Annotated in this window: 14 protein-coding genes; 7 read left to right on the top strand and 7 right to left on the bottom strand. The window is 39.1% G+C overall.

Features of this window, described 5'->3' with window-relative positions; all coding sequences use genetic code 11:
• The first annotated feature begins 51 nt into the window (after positions 1-51).
• Positions 52-4,554, top strand: coding sequence for an EAL domain-containing protein (locus tag AN389_RS12495; protein WP_055019925.1), 4,503 nt, complete (start codon positions 52-54; stop codon positions 4,552-4,554).
• Here AN389_RS12495 and AN389_RS12490 read toward each other — a convergent pair.
• Complete coding sequence (locus AN389_RS12490; RefSeq protein WP_055014451.1) at positions 4,551-5,447, bottom strand: cation diffusion facilitator family transporter; 897 nt, start codon at positions 5,445-5,447, stop codon at positions 4,551-4,553. The two genes, AN389_RS12495 and AN389_RS12490, sit on opposite strands and share 4 nt — an antisense overlap.
• 199 nt (positions 5,448-5,646) lie before the next feature.
• On the opposite strand from AN389_RS12490, the gene AN389_RS12485 reads away from it, so the two are divergent.
• Positions 5,647-7,089, top strand: coding sequence for a diguanylate cyclase domain-containing protein (locus AN389_RS12485; RefSeq protein ID WP_055017461.1), 1,443 nt, complete (start codon positions 5,647-5,649; stop codon positions 7,087-7,089).
• A gap of 10 nt (positions 7,090-7,099) precedes the next feature.
• On the opposite strand, the gene AN389_RS12480 is transcribed toward AN389_RS12485, so the two are convergent.
• Positions 7,100-7,972 (bottom strand): SMP-30/gluconolactonase/LRE family protein, encoded by an 873-nt coding sequence (locus tag AN389_RS12480; RefSeq protein ID WP_055017460.1) that lies wholly within the window; start codon positions 7,970-7,972, stop codon positions 7,100-7,102.
• A 354-nt stretch (positions 7,973-8,326) separates the two neighbouring features.
• On the opposite strand from AN389_RS12480, the gene AN389_RS12475 reads away from it, so the two are divergent.
• Positions 8,327-9,163, top strand: a complete 837-nt coding sequence (locus AN389_RS12475; RefSeq protein ID WP_055019924.1) for a patatin family protein — start codon at positions 8,327-8,329, stop codon at positions 9,161-9,163.
• On the opposite strand, the gene AN389_RS12470 is transcribed toward AN389_RS12475, so the two are convergent.
• From AN389_RS12470 to AN389_RS12460, 3 genes are read right to left on the bottom strand one after another with little or no spacing between them, the layout of a single operon-like run.
• A complete protein-coding gene (locus tag AN389_RS12470; protein WP_055014456.1) occupies positions 9,155-9,394 on the bottom strand; it encodes a hypothetical protein in 240 nt (79 codons plus the stop codon). The genes AN389_RS12475 and AN389_RS12470 overlap by 9 nt on opposite strands.
• Positions 9,391-10,986: a PepSY domain-containing protein gene (locus AN389_RS12465; protein ID WP_055019923.1), complete on the bottom strand. Its 1,596-nt coding sequence runs from the start codon at positions 10,984-10,986 to the stop codon at positions 9,391-9,393. The genes AN389_RS12470 and AN389_RS12465 overlap by 4 nt, the downstream gene beginning before the upstream one ends.
• Positions 10,983-11,270, bottom strand: a complete 288-nt coding sequence (locus tag AN389_RS12460; protein ID WP_055014531.1) for a hypothetical protein — start codon at positions 11,268-11,270, stop codon at positions 10,983-10,985. Before AN389_RS12460 ends, AN389_RS12465 begins: the two co-directional genes overlap by 4 nt.
• A 478-nt stretch (positions 11,271-11,748) precedes the next feature.
• Here AN389_RS12460 and AN389_RS12455 point away from each other — a divergent pair, with 478 nt between their 5' ends.
• From AN389_RS12455 to AN389_RS12445, 3 genes are all read left to right on the top strand, one after another.
• Positions 11,749-11,970 carry a hypothetical protein gene (locus tag AN389_RS12455; RefSeq protein WP_055014458.1) on the top strand — a complete coding sequence of 74 codons (222 nt, stop codon included), beginning with the start codon at positions 11,749-11,751 and terminating at the stop codon, positions 11,968-11,970.
• A gap of 184 nt (positions 11,971-12,154) precedes the next feature.
• Positions 12,155-14,182, top strand: coding sequence for an ATP-binding protein (locus AN389_RS12450; RefSeq protein ID WP_055019922.1), 2,028 nt, complete (start codon positions 12,155-12,157; stop codon positions 14,180-14,182).
• Between the two features lie 17 nt (positions 14,183-14,199).
• Positions 14,200-14,451 (top strand): hypothetical protein, encoded by a 252-nt coding sequence (locus AN389_RS12445; protein ID WP_055014460.1) that lies wholly within the window; start codon positions 14,200-14,202, stop codon positions 14,449-14,451.
• Between the two features lie 111 nt (positions 14,452-14,562).
• On the opposite strand, the gene ahpF is transcribed toward AN389_RS12445, so the two are convergent.
• Both ahpF and ahpC read right to left on the bottom strand, forming a co-directional pair.
• On the bottom strand, positions 14,563-16,146 hold the full coding sequence (ahpF, locus tag AN389_RS12440; protein WP_055017457.1) for an alkyl hydroperoxide reductase subunit F: 1,584 nt from the start codon (positions 16,144-16,146) through the stop codon (positions 14,563-14,565).
• Between the two features lie 156 nt (positions 16,147-16,302).
• Positions 16,303-16,872 (bottom strand): alkyl hydroperoxide reductase subunit C, encoded by a 570-nt coding sequence (gene ahpC, locus AN389_RS12435; RefSeq protein ID WP_055014462.1) that lies wholly within the window; start codon positions 16,870-16,872, stop codon positions 16,303-16,305.
• A gap of 256 nt (positions 16,873-17,128) precedes the next feature.
• Here ahpC and AN389_RS12430 point away from each other — a divergent pair, with 256 nt between their 5' ends.
• Positions 17,129-17,548, top strand: coding sequence for a DUF3429 domain-containing protein (locus AN389_RS12430; RefSeq protein ID WP_055019921.1), 420 nt, complete (start codon positions 17,129-17,131; stop codon positions 17,546-17,548).
• Positions 17,549-17,570: the final 22 nt, after the last annotated feature.

Here is a 17,570-nt window from a genome sequence, read left to right as displayed (position 1 = left end):
TATATTTAATTTTTAAATGTACATTCCCCCTGCCCTAGAGCGAGTTTATTAGTGCGATTGAGTATTCTGTTTTTTCTCTTCACCACTGTTTATTTTCTTTGTATTAATAGCGTATCGGCCACCACAAATTATGCTCAACAACTACAACGAATATCTACCGATGAAGGTTTATCCCAAAACTACGTAACTAAAATTCTACAAGATGATTTAGGTTACATTTGGATAGCCACAGCGCAAGGCCTAAACCGCTTTGATGGTTACACTGTCACTCCCTTTGATGGCGGATTTAACCTTAACGAAAATTTCATTACTACGCTTTTTAAAACCCATGAAGGCAATATTATTGTGTCAACTGAGCTTGCAGGCGCTTTTTTGGTTGATCCTAAAACGTTAGCTACTCGCAATATATTTTCAGGTAGCCTTGCTGGCAATACAGCAAACTACGCCTCAATTGAAGCTGTTGAACAGTATCAGGATACTTTTTACTTTGCCATTTTAAACAACGTGTATTCACTGAGTTCTAGTACAAACTCACTCACCTTAGAGTTTACAGCACAAAGTGAAGAGACCATGTTACGCGCGCTAAAATATTACCAAGGCACGCTTTTTATAGGCACACAAGCAGGTTTATTTAGTTACGACCTAAAAACAGAATCTTTACGCTCTCTTAGTTTACAAGCCCCCAATAAACAAACAGCCGATAATAATAATGTTAAGTTTTTAGCTATCGACCCCATGCTAGGGTTATTAGTCGGCACAGTTGAAGGCATGTACGCGTTAAGTTTAGATAAAACAGCACAGGAGCCTGCATATCAAAGCACTAAACGTGTTATTGCTGATTACAATATTTGGGATTACACCAATACACCTTATGGCGAATTTATTGCCACAGAGCATGGCTTGTTCGAATTTAAGCGAGCAAAAGGGACGACTGAGCTGGTACTTAGCTTTGATCAAAGCAAATTTAATATTACCGAAAATACCATTAACGATTTAATGGTTGACTCAAGCGGCGTGTTTTGGCTTGCATCGCGCACGCAAGGTGTGCTTACTTGGTCAATAAACACACGACGTTTTAAAAAAGTAACCTTACCCAAAAACAACCATATAAATAGTATTTTCCAAGATGCTGACTTAACTATGTGGTATGGCACCGATAATGGCCTCGCTCATGTAAATGCTGACAATCACACCACTTATCACTTAACCTCGCGAGACCCTAAAGCGGTGTATGGCGAATACGCAATTTTTGCCATTAATAAAGCACATTTAGAACCCAATTCTCGGTACTTATGGCTAACGGGATACTACAATTTAATTTTATTTGATAAAAAAACGGGGACCACGGTTGCAAAAAAAGATTTAAATAACGTTATGTCCAAAGATGCAACTATTTATGGTGTGTCAGAGATAGCTCCAGATACATTTGCGTTTTATAATGATCACGGCTTTTATGTTTATAATGGTAAAACGGGATTAACACGCGAAATTAAAGGCTTAAAACAGCATATAGACCCTCTAAATGCGTACACTTTTCATCGTCCTTTTAACGATTACCCCAATGAGTTTGTAATAAGCACAACCACCCATTTTTATCGATATAACGAGCAAACAAACACCTTAACCGCTATTTATAAAACCAGTAAAAAAGGCAACCAAAGTTACCACACAGTAGAAAACTGGTTGATTGATAAAAACAACATTTTATGGCTTGCCACAACCAGTGAAGGCTTAGTGGGAATTGATGCACAAAGCTATGAAAAAAAACACCACTTTAACGTCACTAATGCGCTAAAAACGCAGTCTATTTATTCACTTATTAGCGATGACTATGGGTATTTATGGTTTAGCAGCAAAAATGGTTTGTACCGCTTAAATACCGACACGTTAAGGCTGCGAGTTTTTACGGTAAAAGATGGTTTGTCGGTTAATTCATTTAGTACCTTAGGGGCCATTACGCTTAAAAATAACAATATTATGTTTGGCAGCAGTTATGGTGCGATTTCGTTTGACCCAGCTGAGTTTTTACAGCAAAGCAAACAAACAACCACGGCAATAACCGATATTAGGTTAATGTCGCGCGACTTAAACTATAAACCCAGTCAGTTTGCCGTCTCTGCGTTGGAATTAACACATGAAGATATGGGCTTAGAGGTAAGCTTTTCAAATTTTGATTTTCAAAATAGCGCGGAAACACGTTACAAAATTACGCTTCAAGGGCCTACTTCACTCGAGTATGATAATTTAAAGACAAATAAAATATTTTTTACAACGCTACCGCCAGGTAATTACCAATTAACGGCCAGCGCATATAATTTTAATAGTGCGACAGAGTCGAAGCCGGCGCTGTTAAATTTTAAAGTGGCGTACGCGCCATGGAAGTCTCCTTATGCGTATGCGGCTTATATTTTAATTATAAGCACTATATTGTGTTTACTTTTTTGGCAATACAGAAGCAGGCAGCTAGCTATCGCTAATGCGCAAAAAGCGACTATACACTCGCAAAAACAAACCGAGCTTGCCCTTACAAACAATAAAAGTGGCATTTGGGACTACCACTACCACGACGAGTCGGTAAATACTAACCGTGGTAGTGAACTTGGTTATACAAATTTACCAAAACGCATACCACTAAAGCACTATTTAGCTTTGATTCACCCTGAAGATAAACCACGCGTGATTTCTCATTGGTTAAATTTTACAAAGCAAAAAAAGCAAGAGCATTGGCAAGCAACATACCGGTTAAAGCACAAGTTGGGCCATTGGCTATGGTATCAAGATTTAGGGCAAATTATTTATGATGAACAAACACACAAGCCTGTCTCTGTATCTGGTATATACACCAACATTACTGAGCAACGTGCCAATGAACAGCAAGCCAACATTTTAGGTGAGGCGTTTGGACAGATAAATGACTGGTTGCTTATTTTAGATAATAACTTAGTGCCGGTTTCTGCAAACAACAGTTTTATAAAAACCTTCTCACAAAGTCATACGCAACCACTAAGCTTAAAAGTGTTTGTTAAAGCGATAGGTAAAGCGCAATGTAAACGCTATGCCAACACATTAAAAACCTTAACCGCTAAGCAAAACTGGCGAACTGATACCATTATTAAAACCGCGACTAATCAGCACCACCCGATCCATATAAGTGCTACCGCAATCGCGAAAGAAGCAAACAGCATTAGCTATTATGTAATTGTTATATCCGATCTAACCGAGCAAAAAAAGGCCGAAGATGAGCTACGTTATTTAGCTAACTTCGATCCGCTCACACAGTTGCCTAACCGCAGTTTAATGCATCAAAAAATCAGTCAATCTATTGAGATTGCGCGTGAACAACTAACGCAAAGCGCATTATTATTTATTGACTTGGATAAATTTAAACCGGTAAATGACACGTTTGGACACGCTGTTGGTGATCAGCTTCTATGTAATATTACCCAAAGGGTAAGTTCAATGCTGCCAAGTAATGCCACACTTGGTCGCCAAAGCGGTGACGAGTTTTTAGTCCTTATAGATAAAGTTGAAGACATTTCGATTCTTAATCAAACAGTTAAAGGCATAAGCTCAGAACTTGCTAATAAAGTGATTATTGAAGATTTTTCTATAAATATATCTGCAAGTATAGGCGTCGCTTTATACCCGTATGATGCCAGTTCAACAGATTTATTGATCAGAAATGCAGACGTAGCCATGATGCACGCAAAGCAGGCTGGCAGAAACGGCTTTAAGTTTTTTAATGACTCGATGAACGAGAAAATAAAACAAAAACTCATCCTTGAAAACGATTTAAAAGATGCCGCTAAAGATCAGCTGTTATTTAATCATTACCAACCCATTATCGATACGCAAGCGCAAACAATTAATGGCGTTGAATTACTAATGCGCTGGGAAAATAACGGTCAATTTGTCTCACCGGCTTTATTTATCCCATTAGCAGAAGAAACAGGCCTTATTGAAGCGTTGACTGAACAAGCTTTAGAGCGTGCGCTATCTGAACTAGCACCTACTTTAGCTAAAAACCCATTATTTTATATCTCGCTTAATTTGTCACCAAAACACATTTTGAGAACCAATATAGCCACCAAACTGATTAATATTTTAAAACACCATAAAATGAGCCCAGTGCAGCTGCGCTTAGAAATAACTGAAAACATATTGCTCGAAGATAAGCAAAAAGCCGCTAAACAATTACAAAAATTAAAGGCTGCTGGCTTTAAGCTTTTACTGGATGATTTTGGTACTGGCTACTCATCACTCACCTATCTAAGTCAGTTCCCTATCGATGTTATTAAAATAGATCAAAGCTTTGTTAACAGTATTGGGAGTGATAAGAGTGATGAGTCTATAATCAAAACCATTTATACTTTGGCCCAAAACCTTGGGCTTTATTGCATAGCCGAGGGCGTTGAAACTAAGCAACAAAAAGCGTTTTTAGAAGGCTTAGGCTGTCATGTTGTGCAAGGTTATTATTTTGCAAAACCAATGCGCGCACAGCAATTGCAAAGCCCAGAAACCATTGAGCATATTCAGAGTTTAATAAACAATTAGCTATGAATATGTTGGCATTCGTGGCTTTCTATTTGCAATACACTGCTTTTAACATTAAAACGAGCCGCAAGGAGCTTTTCTATTTTTAAGCGACAAGCTTCGTCGTGCTTTTCGATAGTACAATGCTGTTTTAACACTACATGAGCGCCGACAATAATATCATTGTCTTTACGCAGTACCGTCACATTATGTACATTATGTACATGCTCTAAGTCGGTAATAGATTGCTCAATGTCTTTTACTTTAGGCAATTTAGCGCTATTAAAAAACAGTCCTTTAATACAACTAGTAATTACTTTACCGCCTGTAAAGAGCACAAACGAGGCTATCAACATGCTCGATAAAATATCAATAATGCTCCAACCTGTATAGTAAATGAGTACACCGGCTATAAACGTAGAAATGGTCGATATAATATCGAAAAACGAATGTAAAAACACAGCGTAAACATTAATGCTCGCTTTGCGCCCTTTGTAAAGTACCCACGCTGCGGCACCATGAAATAAAAATCCTACAGAGGCAATACTCGACATTAAAAAGCTGTTTATTTCTAAATCATGGCCATCGTTATGATGGGAGATTCTTTCAATACCTTCATATAAAATAACGGAACTAATAGCCAAATACAGCAGACCATTTATAAGACCACCAATAAGTTCAGCGCGTTGGTAGCCATCGTTATAAGTTTTAGCAAAGTGAATGGCTAAGGTAGAGGCAATAAGAGCAATAAATAGCGAGCTGTTATGCACAAATAAGTGCCCCGCATCAGCAAGCACAGCAAGCGAATTTGCGTAATAAGCGCCAATAACCTGAATTACCATAAATGAACATGTGATCGCCAAAGCGATAAGTAACCGACGACGAGACGCTTGGTGTGTAGTGATTTCTGTCATGAAAAGTTTGAAAAACCTATACTTAAATTGCAAATAAGCCGGCAGATGGCTTAGAGTAGAAAAGGGCAATGATATACAGTTGCAATTGTAATACGAAGCACCTTTAAACGCACTAAAAACTTAGCAAAATTGCTAAAACTGTACTAAACAATACATAAAGGGAATAACACATTCTATAAACAAGCAACTGGAGCAATGAGTGGGCTTAAAACAATTAGAGGATATTTGGAGTACTGTTAAGCTTATTCCATTTGCTGTTGTACTTTATGACGTTAAAAAACACACCTATAAAGCAAACTCGCAAGCACAGCTTATATTTGACCTACCTGAAAAACACACCCTAAACAAGGCTGATTTTAAGCACCTTAAGCTCAGCAGCCCTGAGAGTAGAAAACAATTTACGATTGAGCAATTGTTTGAAAAATACTTGGTGATAAATACTAACTGCCACGTATTATTACAAAAACAAACCAAAAGCCTGTTGCTAAATGCCAAACTCGCCCAGCTAAATAAACACTTACATATAGCAACGTTTGAAGTTATTGAGCACAACCAAGATGCGCAATATAACTTTGATAAAATAATCTCAAAAATTTCTACTGATTTAATAGATATCCAAAATGACAATATTGATACGCATATAGGGTTTGCACTTAAAGCCATTGGCACTGTTTGCCATGCCGATAGAAGCTACTTATTTAAATTCTCTGAAGATGGTAAGTCAATGCGTAATACTCATGAATGGGTTAATCAAGGCATTCAGGCGTTTAAAGAGCAGCTACAACATGTCCCAACAAACTCACTCCCCTACTTCGCTAATTTAATGGATACCACGCACTTATTTAAAGTAAATGATGTTGCCAGTCTCCCAATAAAAGCAACTAAAGAAAAACAAGAACTAGAGCGTGAAGGAATTCAATCAGTATTATGTATTGGCCTTCGCTACGATAAAGAGCTGGTAGGCTTTATAGGTTGTGACTGTGTAAAACAAAAACGCGAATGGACAGACCTAGATTTAATTAGAATAAAGCTTGTAGGCGAGATAATTGCTAACGCATTTAAAAATTTAAATTACAAGCAAGAACTTCAACGCATACAACAGCAGCTAATAACTGCGAATCAAAAGCTCAACCAACTTGTAAATACCGACAGCCTCACCTCAATTGCAAACCGGCGATGTTTCGACAAAGCACTAGAGAGTGAAATTAAGCGCTGCGCACGTGCTGAACAACCCGTTAGTTTAATTATGTGCGATATAGATTTCTTTAAAAACTACAACGACAGTTATGGCCATCAGCAAGGCGACGAAGCCTTAGTAAAAGTAGCAGCTGCGCTTAAGGCGCAATGCCGACGCGAGGGCGATTTAACCGCACGCTATGGAGGTGAAGAATTTGCCGTAATTTTACCGGCAACTAATGAGCAAGACTGCCTGCAATTTACCCGCTTAATTCAACAAACAATTAAAGCGGCAGGCATAAAACACAATAAATCTAGTGTAAGTGAGTACCTAACGTTAAGTATTGGTTTTTATTCTGCCATGCCGGATAAAAACAGCACACCGCAATGCTTTATAAATAAAGCCGACCAAGCACTCTACAAAGCAAAAGAAACAGGACGAAATAAAGTGTGCCAATTTAAATAACTAAATTCAATCATAGCATCACGGGCGGCTCTAGCTGCCCGTTTTGTATGCCTGTTATTTTAAATACATTACCTTGTAATGACTGGTTAGTTTTTACATTACTATCATCTGCAGACGTTACAAATAGCCACTGCGCGTTTTTGCCACCAAACACAACGCTTGTAGGCTTTTTAGCGGGTAATGGTTGTGTTTGTAAAACTTCCCCATTTGGGGATAAACACATAACGCAGCCCATATCCCACACTGCAAGCCATAAATTCCCTTGTGCATCAATCACACAACCGTCTGGGTCCACTTCAGTATTTTTAAATTGATAAAAAACACTCGCTGGTAAAATAGGCTCACCACTTTGTGGGTGTACATTCAAAGAAAAAATACAACTGGCTTTAGAGTCGCAGTAATACGCGCGTGAGCGTGCTTTATCAAAACAAAGACCGTTGGGGATGGTTAACCCTTGCACCACACAATTAAGCGAATTTTGATAAAATCGGTAAATTTTTCCCCCGCCTGAGCGGGCGCTTTTATCCATAGTACTTAGCCAAAACCCACCCCAAGGGTCGGCTCGGCCATCGTTAGCGCGTCGTGTAGGCTGGGTGTTTTCTAAAAATGTAAGCGTTTGGCGCACCCCAGAAGCTATATGGTATTTATAAATACCCGTACTGGTGCCAATAATAAGGTGTGCCTTGTCAAGCCACGCTAAGGCCGAAACCGTATCTTGCATTTCAACTTGAGCTAACGAGTCTGGTTTTGTCAGACACATACTCAGCAAGAGATTTTTTTCTATGTCTACCCAAAATAGCGTTTCAAGCAAAGGGTGCCAAAGCGGGCTTTCACCTAACTTATTTTGTAGATTACTAAATACGGTCACATTTGAGTCAGTCATAAATAACGATTCTTTATTATTAACAAAGCCTTGTATTAATAAATACCTTATCAGAAATACCCGACACTTACGATTAATCAAAACACATTAACAACTAGGCACGTTTTCTAAGCTAAACAGTGCACTAATACTAAATAGCTTAATTAAGTGGCTTAGTCTCAAATAATAAACATGTAGATGACGGGGTTAAAGTTTCGTAATTCGTCTGTTTATATCAAAATTTTTAGCACCGCTAACATCACGTTTCATTCCTTAAATGAATTAAGTAATATGTCAGATGGGTATAATTATTTTAAGCATTTGATCGCGCTTTACTTAGTTAGTTGGTAATATCATCTAAAGGGAGGTAATAGTATGATTAATAATAACAATAAACATTCTTTAGTCGTCGAGGGAGGGGCAATGCGCGGTATTTTTGCCGCCGGGGTGCTTGATGAGTTTTTAGCGCAGCGTTATCAGCCTTTTACTAATTATTTTGGGGTTTCTGCTGGCGCTACCAATATAGCCGCTTATTTATGCCAACAACCTAAACGAAATTACCATGTGATTACCGATTTTTCGTGTCGGCCAGAATTTATTAACTTAGCGCGCTTTATCAAAGGCGGACACTTGTTTGATTTAGATTGGCTGTGGCAAACAACCATTGATGAGATCCCGCTAAACACAAACACTTTTGCAAAAGAGGCTCATGAATTTTATATCGTCTCCACCGCCATCACCACAGGGCAACCTCAATACCTAAAAGCAACGAGCGATTTAATGATAGAGCAACTTAAGGCATCGTGTGCTATCCCTATTGCGTATCGCAACTACCCTATTATTAATGATATTGCGATGACCGATGGCGGCGTAGCAGACTCTATTCCTGTTATAAAAGCTTACGAAATGGGTGCTAAAGAAATAACCGTCGTACTTTCTCAGCCATTAGGTTATAGAAAAAAGCCAAGTAGATCCCAGTGGTTAACTAAAAAACTATATAAAAACTACCCAGCTCTCATAAAAAGCGCGACGAACAGAGCGCACGTTTACAACAGGAGCATAGATTTTATTAATAACCCGCCTAAAGATTGCAAAATCAATGTCATTGCCCCACCGCCTCAATTTAGAGTGGGCCGTACAACCAAAAACGTTAAACGGCTCAACGATGGGTATAAAATGGGAATTGATACAGCCAAAGCCTTTTTAACTTAAGCGCTGTTTACCTAAATACACCGTAACCAGTATGCCCATTACGGTAAACGCTGCAATGGTGCATACAACACCCGCTATTATAGCGTAAACATGTATAAAACATGCCAAGGCAATAGCTGTTAAAACAAAACAGTACAGCCATTTATGGGTTACTTTGTAGTGCTTACTTCTCATTAATAATAAAGCAGCTAGTAAACACATTAACGCAATCACTATCGCCAAAGTATTCATGCTGTTTTTACCTCTGTAAGTGGCGTTGCTGCAGAGTGTGTTTTTAAGTACCCCCATAAAAACGCCAGTCCAACAATTAAAAAGCTGATATCGGTAACTACTACCAAGGTACTGTTTGCGTTAATAACATTATTTACACCTAACACGCTATTAAGTGGTAAAACACTCATTAGTGACAGAGCGCAAAATAGCACAGTGGCTTTAAAGTAGCTTTTATAGTTTTGCCAAAATATGGCAATTACTAGCCAAACTAACCACGAGTAAAAAAATAGCGGCCCAAAGTAAGCGTTGTGCTCAACACCTGCCACGGCATAATTTAAAAGTATTTGCATAGGGAATAATACACAACAGGCAAGCACTAAACCGCCGCAACTGCCTATAATAAAGCGGTTCCACTTTGCATATGCGCCAGCACTAAGCGTTGGTGTGCTACCTCTGCTACGCTTTGCTAACCACATCATCATGCCTGAAAGTGGCATTAAGCCACATGCTAAACCAAGCATTACCCAAAGTAGTTTCACAAATAATCCAGCAAAATTACCAAAGTGTAATGGGAAGAGTATTTCAATAATTTTAATTGATACCCCTGCTATATCGCCAAAGCTACTCATTGAAGCGATGTACTCCCCTTGTCCATTGTAATGCAATAGCTGAGAAGCCACAGCCTCGCCTCCTAAAAGACGTAAATACACTTGTGCGTTTGCATCGTTATGCGCCATTACCGTGGCATCTAAAATTACAGCATGTGGGTAGCGTTTCTGCGCATCACCTAAAATAGCGGTTATGTCAGTCGGCTGATTTACATGACTAATTATAGGTTCAGGAATAGCTGTAAAGGTTTCTATTAACTTATCTTGGTCGCCACCAAAACTAACAAAAGCGGCGGCAGGTAGTAAAATTACGGTGGCCAAGCCTAAAAATGCGCCGCTAAAGCCAATTACAATATTAAAAATACTGCCCCAAATACCCATTACTTTGTGGCCGTCACTAATAGTGACATCAAAACCTTTGAGCCATCTAAAGGTAAACAGTTCTTTAATTAATTTACGATGTATAAATAGCCCCGTTACCGTACTTACTAATAACGTTAAGCCCAAAAAGCCAGTTAAAATAAGACCTATAGGGCGCCCTAAATGTAAGTCAGCATGAAACTCAGCAATGTAACTAGCTGCATCTGTTTTTCTGTTGGCATAATATTGCTTACTTGGACCATAGTAGGTATTTACCAATGCTAAGCTTGCTGGGTCAAATTCAAATGCTCTAAGTACTTCTTGCTGGTAATTTTCATCACCATGGTGAGACTCGAATACTAAAGCAAGTAAGTGAAAATTATGCCCTGTCGGCATAAATACATGAATATTTTCACCAAACTCTTCAGGTACTTGTGCGTGGTAGGTATTTACTAACGAATTAACTTCACTATTAGGAATATGTTGAGTTTGATGCAACGATTGGTTAGCCCAAATTTTAAGCTCTGGTCTGGCAAGTACTGCAAGCGCACCAGTAAAAGCTACAATAAATAATAGAACAGCTGTAACTACACCCACCCAGCTATGTAATAGGAATAGCTTTTTTAATGTAATTGATTTCATCCTTGTCCCTGCACTAATGCTAAATAACTTAAAACTCCATGCACTAAACACAAAGTGATCATGAGTAAAAATGGTTGCCATGCTTTTTCGCAAATGTAGGCATAGATAAACAGCCCTACCCAAATAATGGGAAACAGTAAAATAGGCAGTAAAATTTGTTCACTCATTTGAAAGGGTAAATAGGTAGTCATACCGGTGATCATTACCGTAGCGGTCACCAGTGCTAATACGCACGCCATAAAATGGCGACGCTTTGTAGCGCTAAATGTTTTTTTATTATTCATTTTTAGCTCGTTTAAAAAAGTAGCAAGCGCACATCTTTGCGCATGCAAATAACAATTGTTCGCATTATATTGCGTATTTGTGAATATATGCAACAACTTATCGTTCTAATAAAAAACAAGTATACAATTACACCTCAATAGCAAACTAAATGCACTTAAACTAAAAGTAGGTAACAGTCCAACACCAACTACAACAATAATGACCAGTCAGGGCTTGACTGCTTTGTAAGTTGTTAGACAACAATGCATGGGGCAGCTACTTTTAAATAGTACAAAGTATGTACCTTTAATGGGCTTAAATAGTATGGCGCTATCGAGCACATTAAGAATCCACGTTAAAAGGTAAGCTTTAATTTTTAGTGTCACTATTACTAATAATTGTTACGTTGTGAGCGCCTAGGCAATAAAAGCCACTGGGCTACGCCTTAAATAAGCTGTAAAATTAACCGTTATACATTTGATTATATGAGAGAAAATTATGAGCGATAAAATTAATCCAGAAGCGTTACACGCGCTAAAAATTGCATTCACTTACATGCCACAAGCGATTGAAGTAACAAAATACGAATATGGAGAGCGCTATCAAACGGTGCTTGACCATATTGAAGCTGTGCGCGAAGTACTACTTATTAACGATGTTGATCCGGAGGAAGTCGGGGGCGACATAAACCCAGAATACACGCCTAATTCAACATATTAAGTAAGGTAAATTTTGCTAATGACATACATCCATTAAGCGCGTGTATTAATTTCATAACCGTCTTTACTTCATAAATTTTTCAACGGTTTGTCTCTATTAGTATAAACTGTAACAAACTGGCTAAACAATTATGCCTATCTGCCGATACGCATAGCGATATAAAAATAAAACGAAGGTAATTGCAGTGAATTTTTTAAGGCGTTTTCACGATATAGTCTCAAACCAAACACTAGATTTTGACTCCAAAATAAAAAGTCTACTTGCGTTTGGTCTAGAAGTGTTTAGCCTTGATATAGCAATAATTAGTAAAATTGAAGCCAATACCTACACAGTACTCCACGCCATAACACCCGATAACAGTTTAGTTACTGGTACACAATTTGAGTTAGACGGCACCTATTGTGTTCATACTCTATCTGCAGGCTCAGCGCTTTCGTTTCATAAAGCCTCACAAAGTACGATTGCAAACCACCCTTGTTACATAAACTTTCAACTTGAATCTTACATTGGTGCACCCATAAAAATAGCTGATGAAACATTTGGCACCGTTAACTTTTCATCCCCTAACGAGTCAACTGCATTTAGCGACGAAGCGTACGATTACATAGAGCTATTTGCACAGTGGCTAGGCTCTGAATTTGCAAAAATAGACACCAAAGAGCAGCTTTTAAAAAATAGCTACACCCTATCTAAGCTTGAAAACATCGCTAACATTGGCACTTGGGAAGTCGATTTAATCGAAAATAAAGTGTATTGGAGTAAGCAAACTAAACGTATACATCAGGTTGCCGATGACTATCAGCCAATCATTGATAATGCAATTGAGTTTTACAAAGACGGCTCAAGCAAAGATGCGATAAATCAAGCAGTTGAAAATGCCATTAACAAAGGAGAAAAGTGGAATTTAGAGCTTGAGGTTATTACTGCACAAAACCAAGAAATTTGGATCTCGACCTTTGGAGAAGCCGAATTTCATGAAGGCAATTGCATAAGGCTATTTGGTACATTTCAAGACATAACCGAATCTATATTACTTAGAGAAGAACTTAAAAAGAAAAAAGCCGAAGCAGAGCATATGTTAGAAGATAGAAGTATGCTATTTGCTAAAATTAGCCATGAGTTACGCACCCCTCTAAATGGCATAACCGGCATGCTCACCACCCTAATAGATGAAAAAAACACTGAAAAACGAGACGAAAAAATAAAAATAGCGCTACGCAGCGCTGACATTTTACTTAACATAATTAATGAAGTACTCGATTTTTCTAAAATTAATCATGGTGAGTTAAAGCTAGAGCCAACCGATGTACTGCTAAAAACCATATTTAGTGACTTAGCCTCTTTATATACCCCCTTGTTTAAAGAAACCAGTGTTGAGTTAATCATAGAAAATACGATTGATGATAGCTGCTGGGCTTTTTGCGACAGTACCCGCCTTAGCCAAATTACCTCTAACTTATTAAGTAACGCATTAAAGTTTACCGAGCAAGGCCAAGTAAAACTCAACACCCAGCTCATAAATAATAACGATGCGTTATCTCTTGGTATCACAGTTTCTGATACTGGCCGCGGAATGACCCCCGCTTTTTTAGAGTCTTTATTTTCGCCATTTACACAAGAGGTTGATGCTAAAAACAATAAAGGGGGCACTGGTCTTGGCCTAGCAATTATAAAAGAGCTTGTAGAATACATGGGCGGCACAATCACTGTGACGAGCGAGCTAACAAAAGGCTCTACGTTCAGTATTAATATTCCGCTAGAGCTTGGTAAAGAACAAATAATAGATGATATTCAATCAAAAATTGAGCTAAACAACCACTCGCTCAGTGTGCTTATTGTAGATGACAACGATATAAACCGCCGTGTGCTTGATGCCTCTCTTGATAAGTTAAACGTAAAAGCCGACTGCGCCATTGATGGTCAAGACGCTATTTTTAAGTGCAAGCAAAAGCATTACGACCTTATTTTTATGGATTGCATTATGCCGATTTTGGATGGCTTTGAAGCGACCAGAACACTAAGAACGCAGCGTATTTGCCCTCAAGAAAGCACCTACATTGTAGCCCTTACAGCCAACACCTCCTCGCAAGACAAGTTAGCTTGCCAACAAGCGGGCATGGATATGTTTGTCTCTAAACCGTTTAAGCTGCCGCAGATTGAAAAAGCGCTTGCCAATGCGCTCGAGCATACAACTAACGTTAACTCGCTTTAATTTAGTAAGGACATACTATGAGAAATATAATAAGAACATTACTTTTTACTGTACTGCTGTTAGCCATATTTAAAGGCATTTCTACAGGGCAATGGGGTTCATCAATAACCGTTGTTATTGTATCAAGCGTATTGCTATTAGTTACGTTTATCAGTGGTAAGGCATCACAAGGCCGTTCAACTTATACAAGCACTGACTCTTCAATTTATGCTAGTAATAACTCACACTCTAATAATGATTGCGGTGGGGATTCTGGTGGCTGTGATTAATAGAGATATTGTTATAAACATTAAAAAAGCCGCCTTTGGAGAGGGCGGCTTGGGTTAACAAACAGCATTTGGGTGTACCTTTTGCTGTTACATCAAGAGACGATTTGCCTATTAAGCTGCATTTTGGTCTTGATTACTTTGCTCGCTGTGGCGAATTAAGTAATCAAACGCGCCTAAGCTTGCTGTTGCACCACTACCCATTGCAATAATGATTTGTTTAAATGGCGTATTTGTCGCATCACCCGCACCATAAACGCCCGGTAACGAGGTTGCGCCTTTAGCATCAATTTCTATCTCACCAAATTTGCTTAGTGTAAGGTCGCTCTCTTTTAACCATTCGGTATTAGGGATCAAACCTATTTGTACAAAAATACCTGCAAGTGCTAATGATTTTTCCTCGCCTGTTACACGGTCAGTGTAATTAAGTCCGGTTACTTTTTTACCATCGCCTACCACTTCAGTGGTTTGTGCATTTTTAATAATAGTAATGTTACTTAAGCTATTCGCTTTGCGAACGAGTACTTCATCAGCGCGCAGCGTATCTGCAAACTCGAGTACAGTTACATGCTCTACAATGTTGGCTAAGTCGATTGCCGCTTCAATACCTGAGTTACCACCACCTATAACGGCAACTGGCTTACCTTTAAATAAAGGGCCGTCACAATGCGGGCAGTAAGCGACACCGTGGCCGCGGTATTCTTGCTCGCCAGGTACATTCATTTCACGCCAGCGTGCACCGGTGGCAAGTACTAACGATTTAGCTTTTAAAGTCGCACCGTTTTCAAGGGTAATTTCATAACCATTAGTACCGCGACCAAGCCCTGCTGCGCGTTGGTTATGCATTACATCTACATCATATTCCTTAACATGCTCTTCTAGCTGAGCAACAAGCTTTGGACCCTCAGTGGCTTTAACCGAAATAAAGTTTTCGATAGCCAACGTATCGGCAACTTGACCACCAAATCTATCGGCTACAATACCGGTGTTTAAACCTTTACGAGCAGAATAAATAGCGGCTGAGGCACCCGCAGGGCCACCACCTACGACAAGTACATCAAACTCATCTTTTTCACTTAGTGCTGCAGCTTGCTTAGCTGCGCCCTTCGTGTCTACTTTATTTAAAATGTCGGTCAAGCTTAATGCACCTTGGCTAAATGGTTCGCCATTTAAGTACACAGCGGGTACTGCTAATATATTGCGCTCTTCCACTTCATCTTGAAATAGTGCGCCGTCAATCATTGTCGCTTTAATTTTGCTGTTTGTTGCGGCCATTGTATTTAGCGCTTGCACTACTTGCGGGCACGTTTGGCAACTTAAGCTTATGTATACTTCAAAATTAAGTTCTTGTTCGAGTGATTGTATTTGTTCAATGTCTTCGCTTTTGGCTTTACTTGCGTGACCGCCAGTGTGTAAAAGCGCTAACACTAAACTTGTAAATTCGTGGCCCATAGGTACGCCAGCAAACGTAATGTGGGTGTTTTTTTCAGGTGAATGCACAACCATAGATGGGCGACGTGCGCTCGAGTCTGGGTTGTTAACTACCGTGAACTTGTCACTTAGCGAAGCTAAATCGTTTGCTAAGCTTTCTACTTCTGCTGATTTTTTGCTGTCATCCAAGGCAATAAGCAGCTCAACAGGTTGAGTAAGCGATTCAAAATGGCTTTTTAATTGATTTTTAATGTTGTTATCTAACATGGCTTAACCCTTTTTAGGAAAATTTAAACAGCAAGCCTCCCATGCCAACTAATGCATGTGCTAATGAGTCCGAGTTGAAATAGGAGGCACCAACAAACGAAATGATGTTGGTTTAAGGGCAGTTGCCTGCCCCTATAAAAGTGGGTAAACCTGTATTTAGATTTTACCAACTAGGTCTAGTGAAGGAGCAAGTGTGTCTTCACCTGGCTGCCAAGATGCAGGGCAAACTTCACCGTCATGCGTTGCAATGTATTGTGCAGCTTGTACTTTACGTACTAACTCTTTAGCGCTACGGCCAATGCCTAGGTCATGCGTTTCGATTACTTTGATTTCGCCCTCAGGGTTCATTACAAACGTACCACGAAGTGCAAGGCCGTCTTCTTCAATCATAACGCCGAAGCTGCGAGTAATACGGCCAGTTGGGTCGCCAATCATTGGGAATTTAATTTTACCAATGGTGTCTGACGTGTCATGCCATGCTTTGTGCGTAAAGTGAGTATCAGTTGATACTGAGTAAACTTCTACGCCCATTTCTTGTAGTTGCTCGTAGTAATCAGCAACATCGCCAAGTTCAGTAGGACATACGAATGTGAAATCTGCAGGGTAAAAGAAGAAGATTGACCACTTACCTAGTACGTCTTTTTCAGACACTTCTACAAAGTCACCATTGTGGTATGCAGTTGCGTTGAAAGGTTGAATTTTTGTGTTGATCAATGAAGTGCTCATAGTATTCCTCATTTATATTTAATGTATTAATTTAAGTTACCAAGCAAAGCTAAATTTATCGGCTAGCTCTGCTGGCTTGATTAATACAATAAGCCCATTGATAAATTAAATAAAATTGATTGTTTAGATTAAAACAATCGATTTTTAGGATTGAACTATCTGGCTGTACTATTCGTAAGTGATTAGTTAGCTATAAGTGATAAGAATACTGCTACAATAGCGGAGCTTAAAACATACAAACATAAGGCATGCTGTAATGGAAAAATTTGTTAATCATATTCAACTTGGCTATTTGGGGTTACTGCCCTTTTTAGGCTGTGTAGCGTGGCCGCTTATGTTTGGTAGCAACAGTATTAATCTTGAGTTTTTTACTTTTTATAGCATTGCCATATTGGCATTTATGGCGGGCAATTTATGGCGCGCTGGATTGCAAAGTTACGGCGATGCAATTAAAGCGGTTTTGCCCGTTATACCCATACCATTTTTATCGTTTATTCCGCTGGAGTGGGCGCTTGCCTGGTTAGGGGCAAGTTTTTGGTTAGTGCTTATCTTTGAGAAAGCCACACCACAATGGCAAACCTACCATCGTGATTATCAAAAAATGCGCTTTATTCTTACTTCTGTGGTATTTGTGTGCCACATACTCACCATTGGTATGAGCCTTTACCCAAAATAACCTTGCGCTGCTTAACCTACTA

Origin of the sequence: Pseudoalteromonas sp. P1-7a (assembly GCF_001401855.1) — a bacterium.
GTDB lineage: Bacteria > Pseudomonadota > Gammaproteobacteria > Enterobacterales > Alteromonadaceae > Pseudoalteromonas.
Note: the sequence above shows the minus strand (reverse complement) of the source record. Positions and strands in the feature narration are given on the sequence as shown.

Excerpts from the sequence above, each read along its gene's own strand:
- AN389_RS12490 (WP_055014451.1), bottom strand. The coding sequence starts at position 5,447 with ATGACAGAAATCACTACACACCAAGCGTCTCGTCGTCGGTTACTTATC.
- AN389_RS12480 (WP_055017460.1), bottom strand. The coding sequence starts at position 7,972 with ATGACTGACTCAAATGTGACCGTATTTAGTAATCTACAAAATAAGTTA.
- AN389_RS12475 (WP_055019924.1), top strand. The coding sequence starts at position 8,327 with ATGATTAATAATAACAATAAACATTCTTTAGTCGTCGAGGGAGGGGCA.
- AN389_RS12470 (WP_055014456.1), bottom strand. The coding sequence starts at position 9,394 with ATGAATACTTTGGCGATAGTGATTGCGTTAATGTGTTTACTAGCTGCT.
- AN389_RS12465 (WP_055019923.1), bottom strand. The coding sequence starts at position 10,986 with ATGAAATCAATTACATTAAAAAAGCTATTCCTATTACATAGCTGGGTG.
- AN389_RS12460 (WP_055014531.1), bottom strand. The coding sequence starts at position 11,270 with ATGAATAATAAAAAAACATTTAGCGCTACAAAGCGTCGCCATTTTATG.
- AN389_RS12455 (WP_055014458.1), top strand. The coding sequence starts at position 11,749 with ATGAGCGATAAAATTAATCCAGAAGCGTTACACGCGCTAAAAATTGCA.
- AN389_RS12445 (WP_055014460.1), top strand. The coding sequence starts at position 14,200 with ATGAGAAATATAATAAGAACATTACTTTTTACTGTACTGCTGTTAGCC.
- ahpF (WP_055017457.1), bottom strand. The coding sequence starts at position 16,146 with ATGTTAGATAACAACATTAAAAATCAATTAAAAAGCCATTTTGAATCG.
- ahpC (WP_055014462.1), bottom strand. The coding sequence starts at position 16,872 with ATGAGCACTTCATTGATCAACACAAAAATTCAACCTTTCAACGCAACT.
- AN389_RS12430 (WP_055019921.1), top strand. The coding sequence starts at position 17,129 with ATGGAAAAATTTGTTAATCATATTCAACTTGGCTATTTGGGGTTACTG.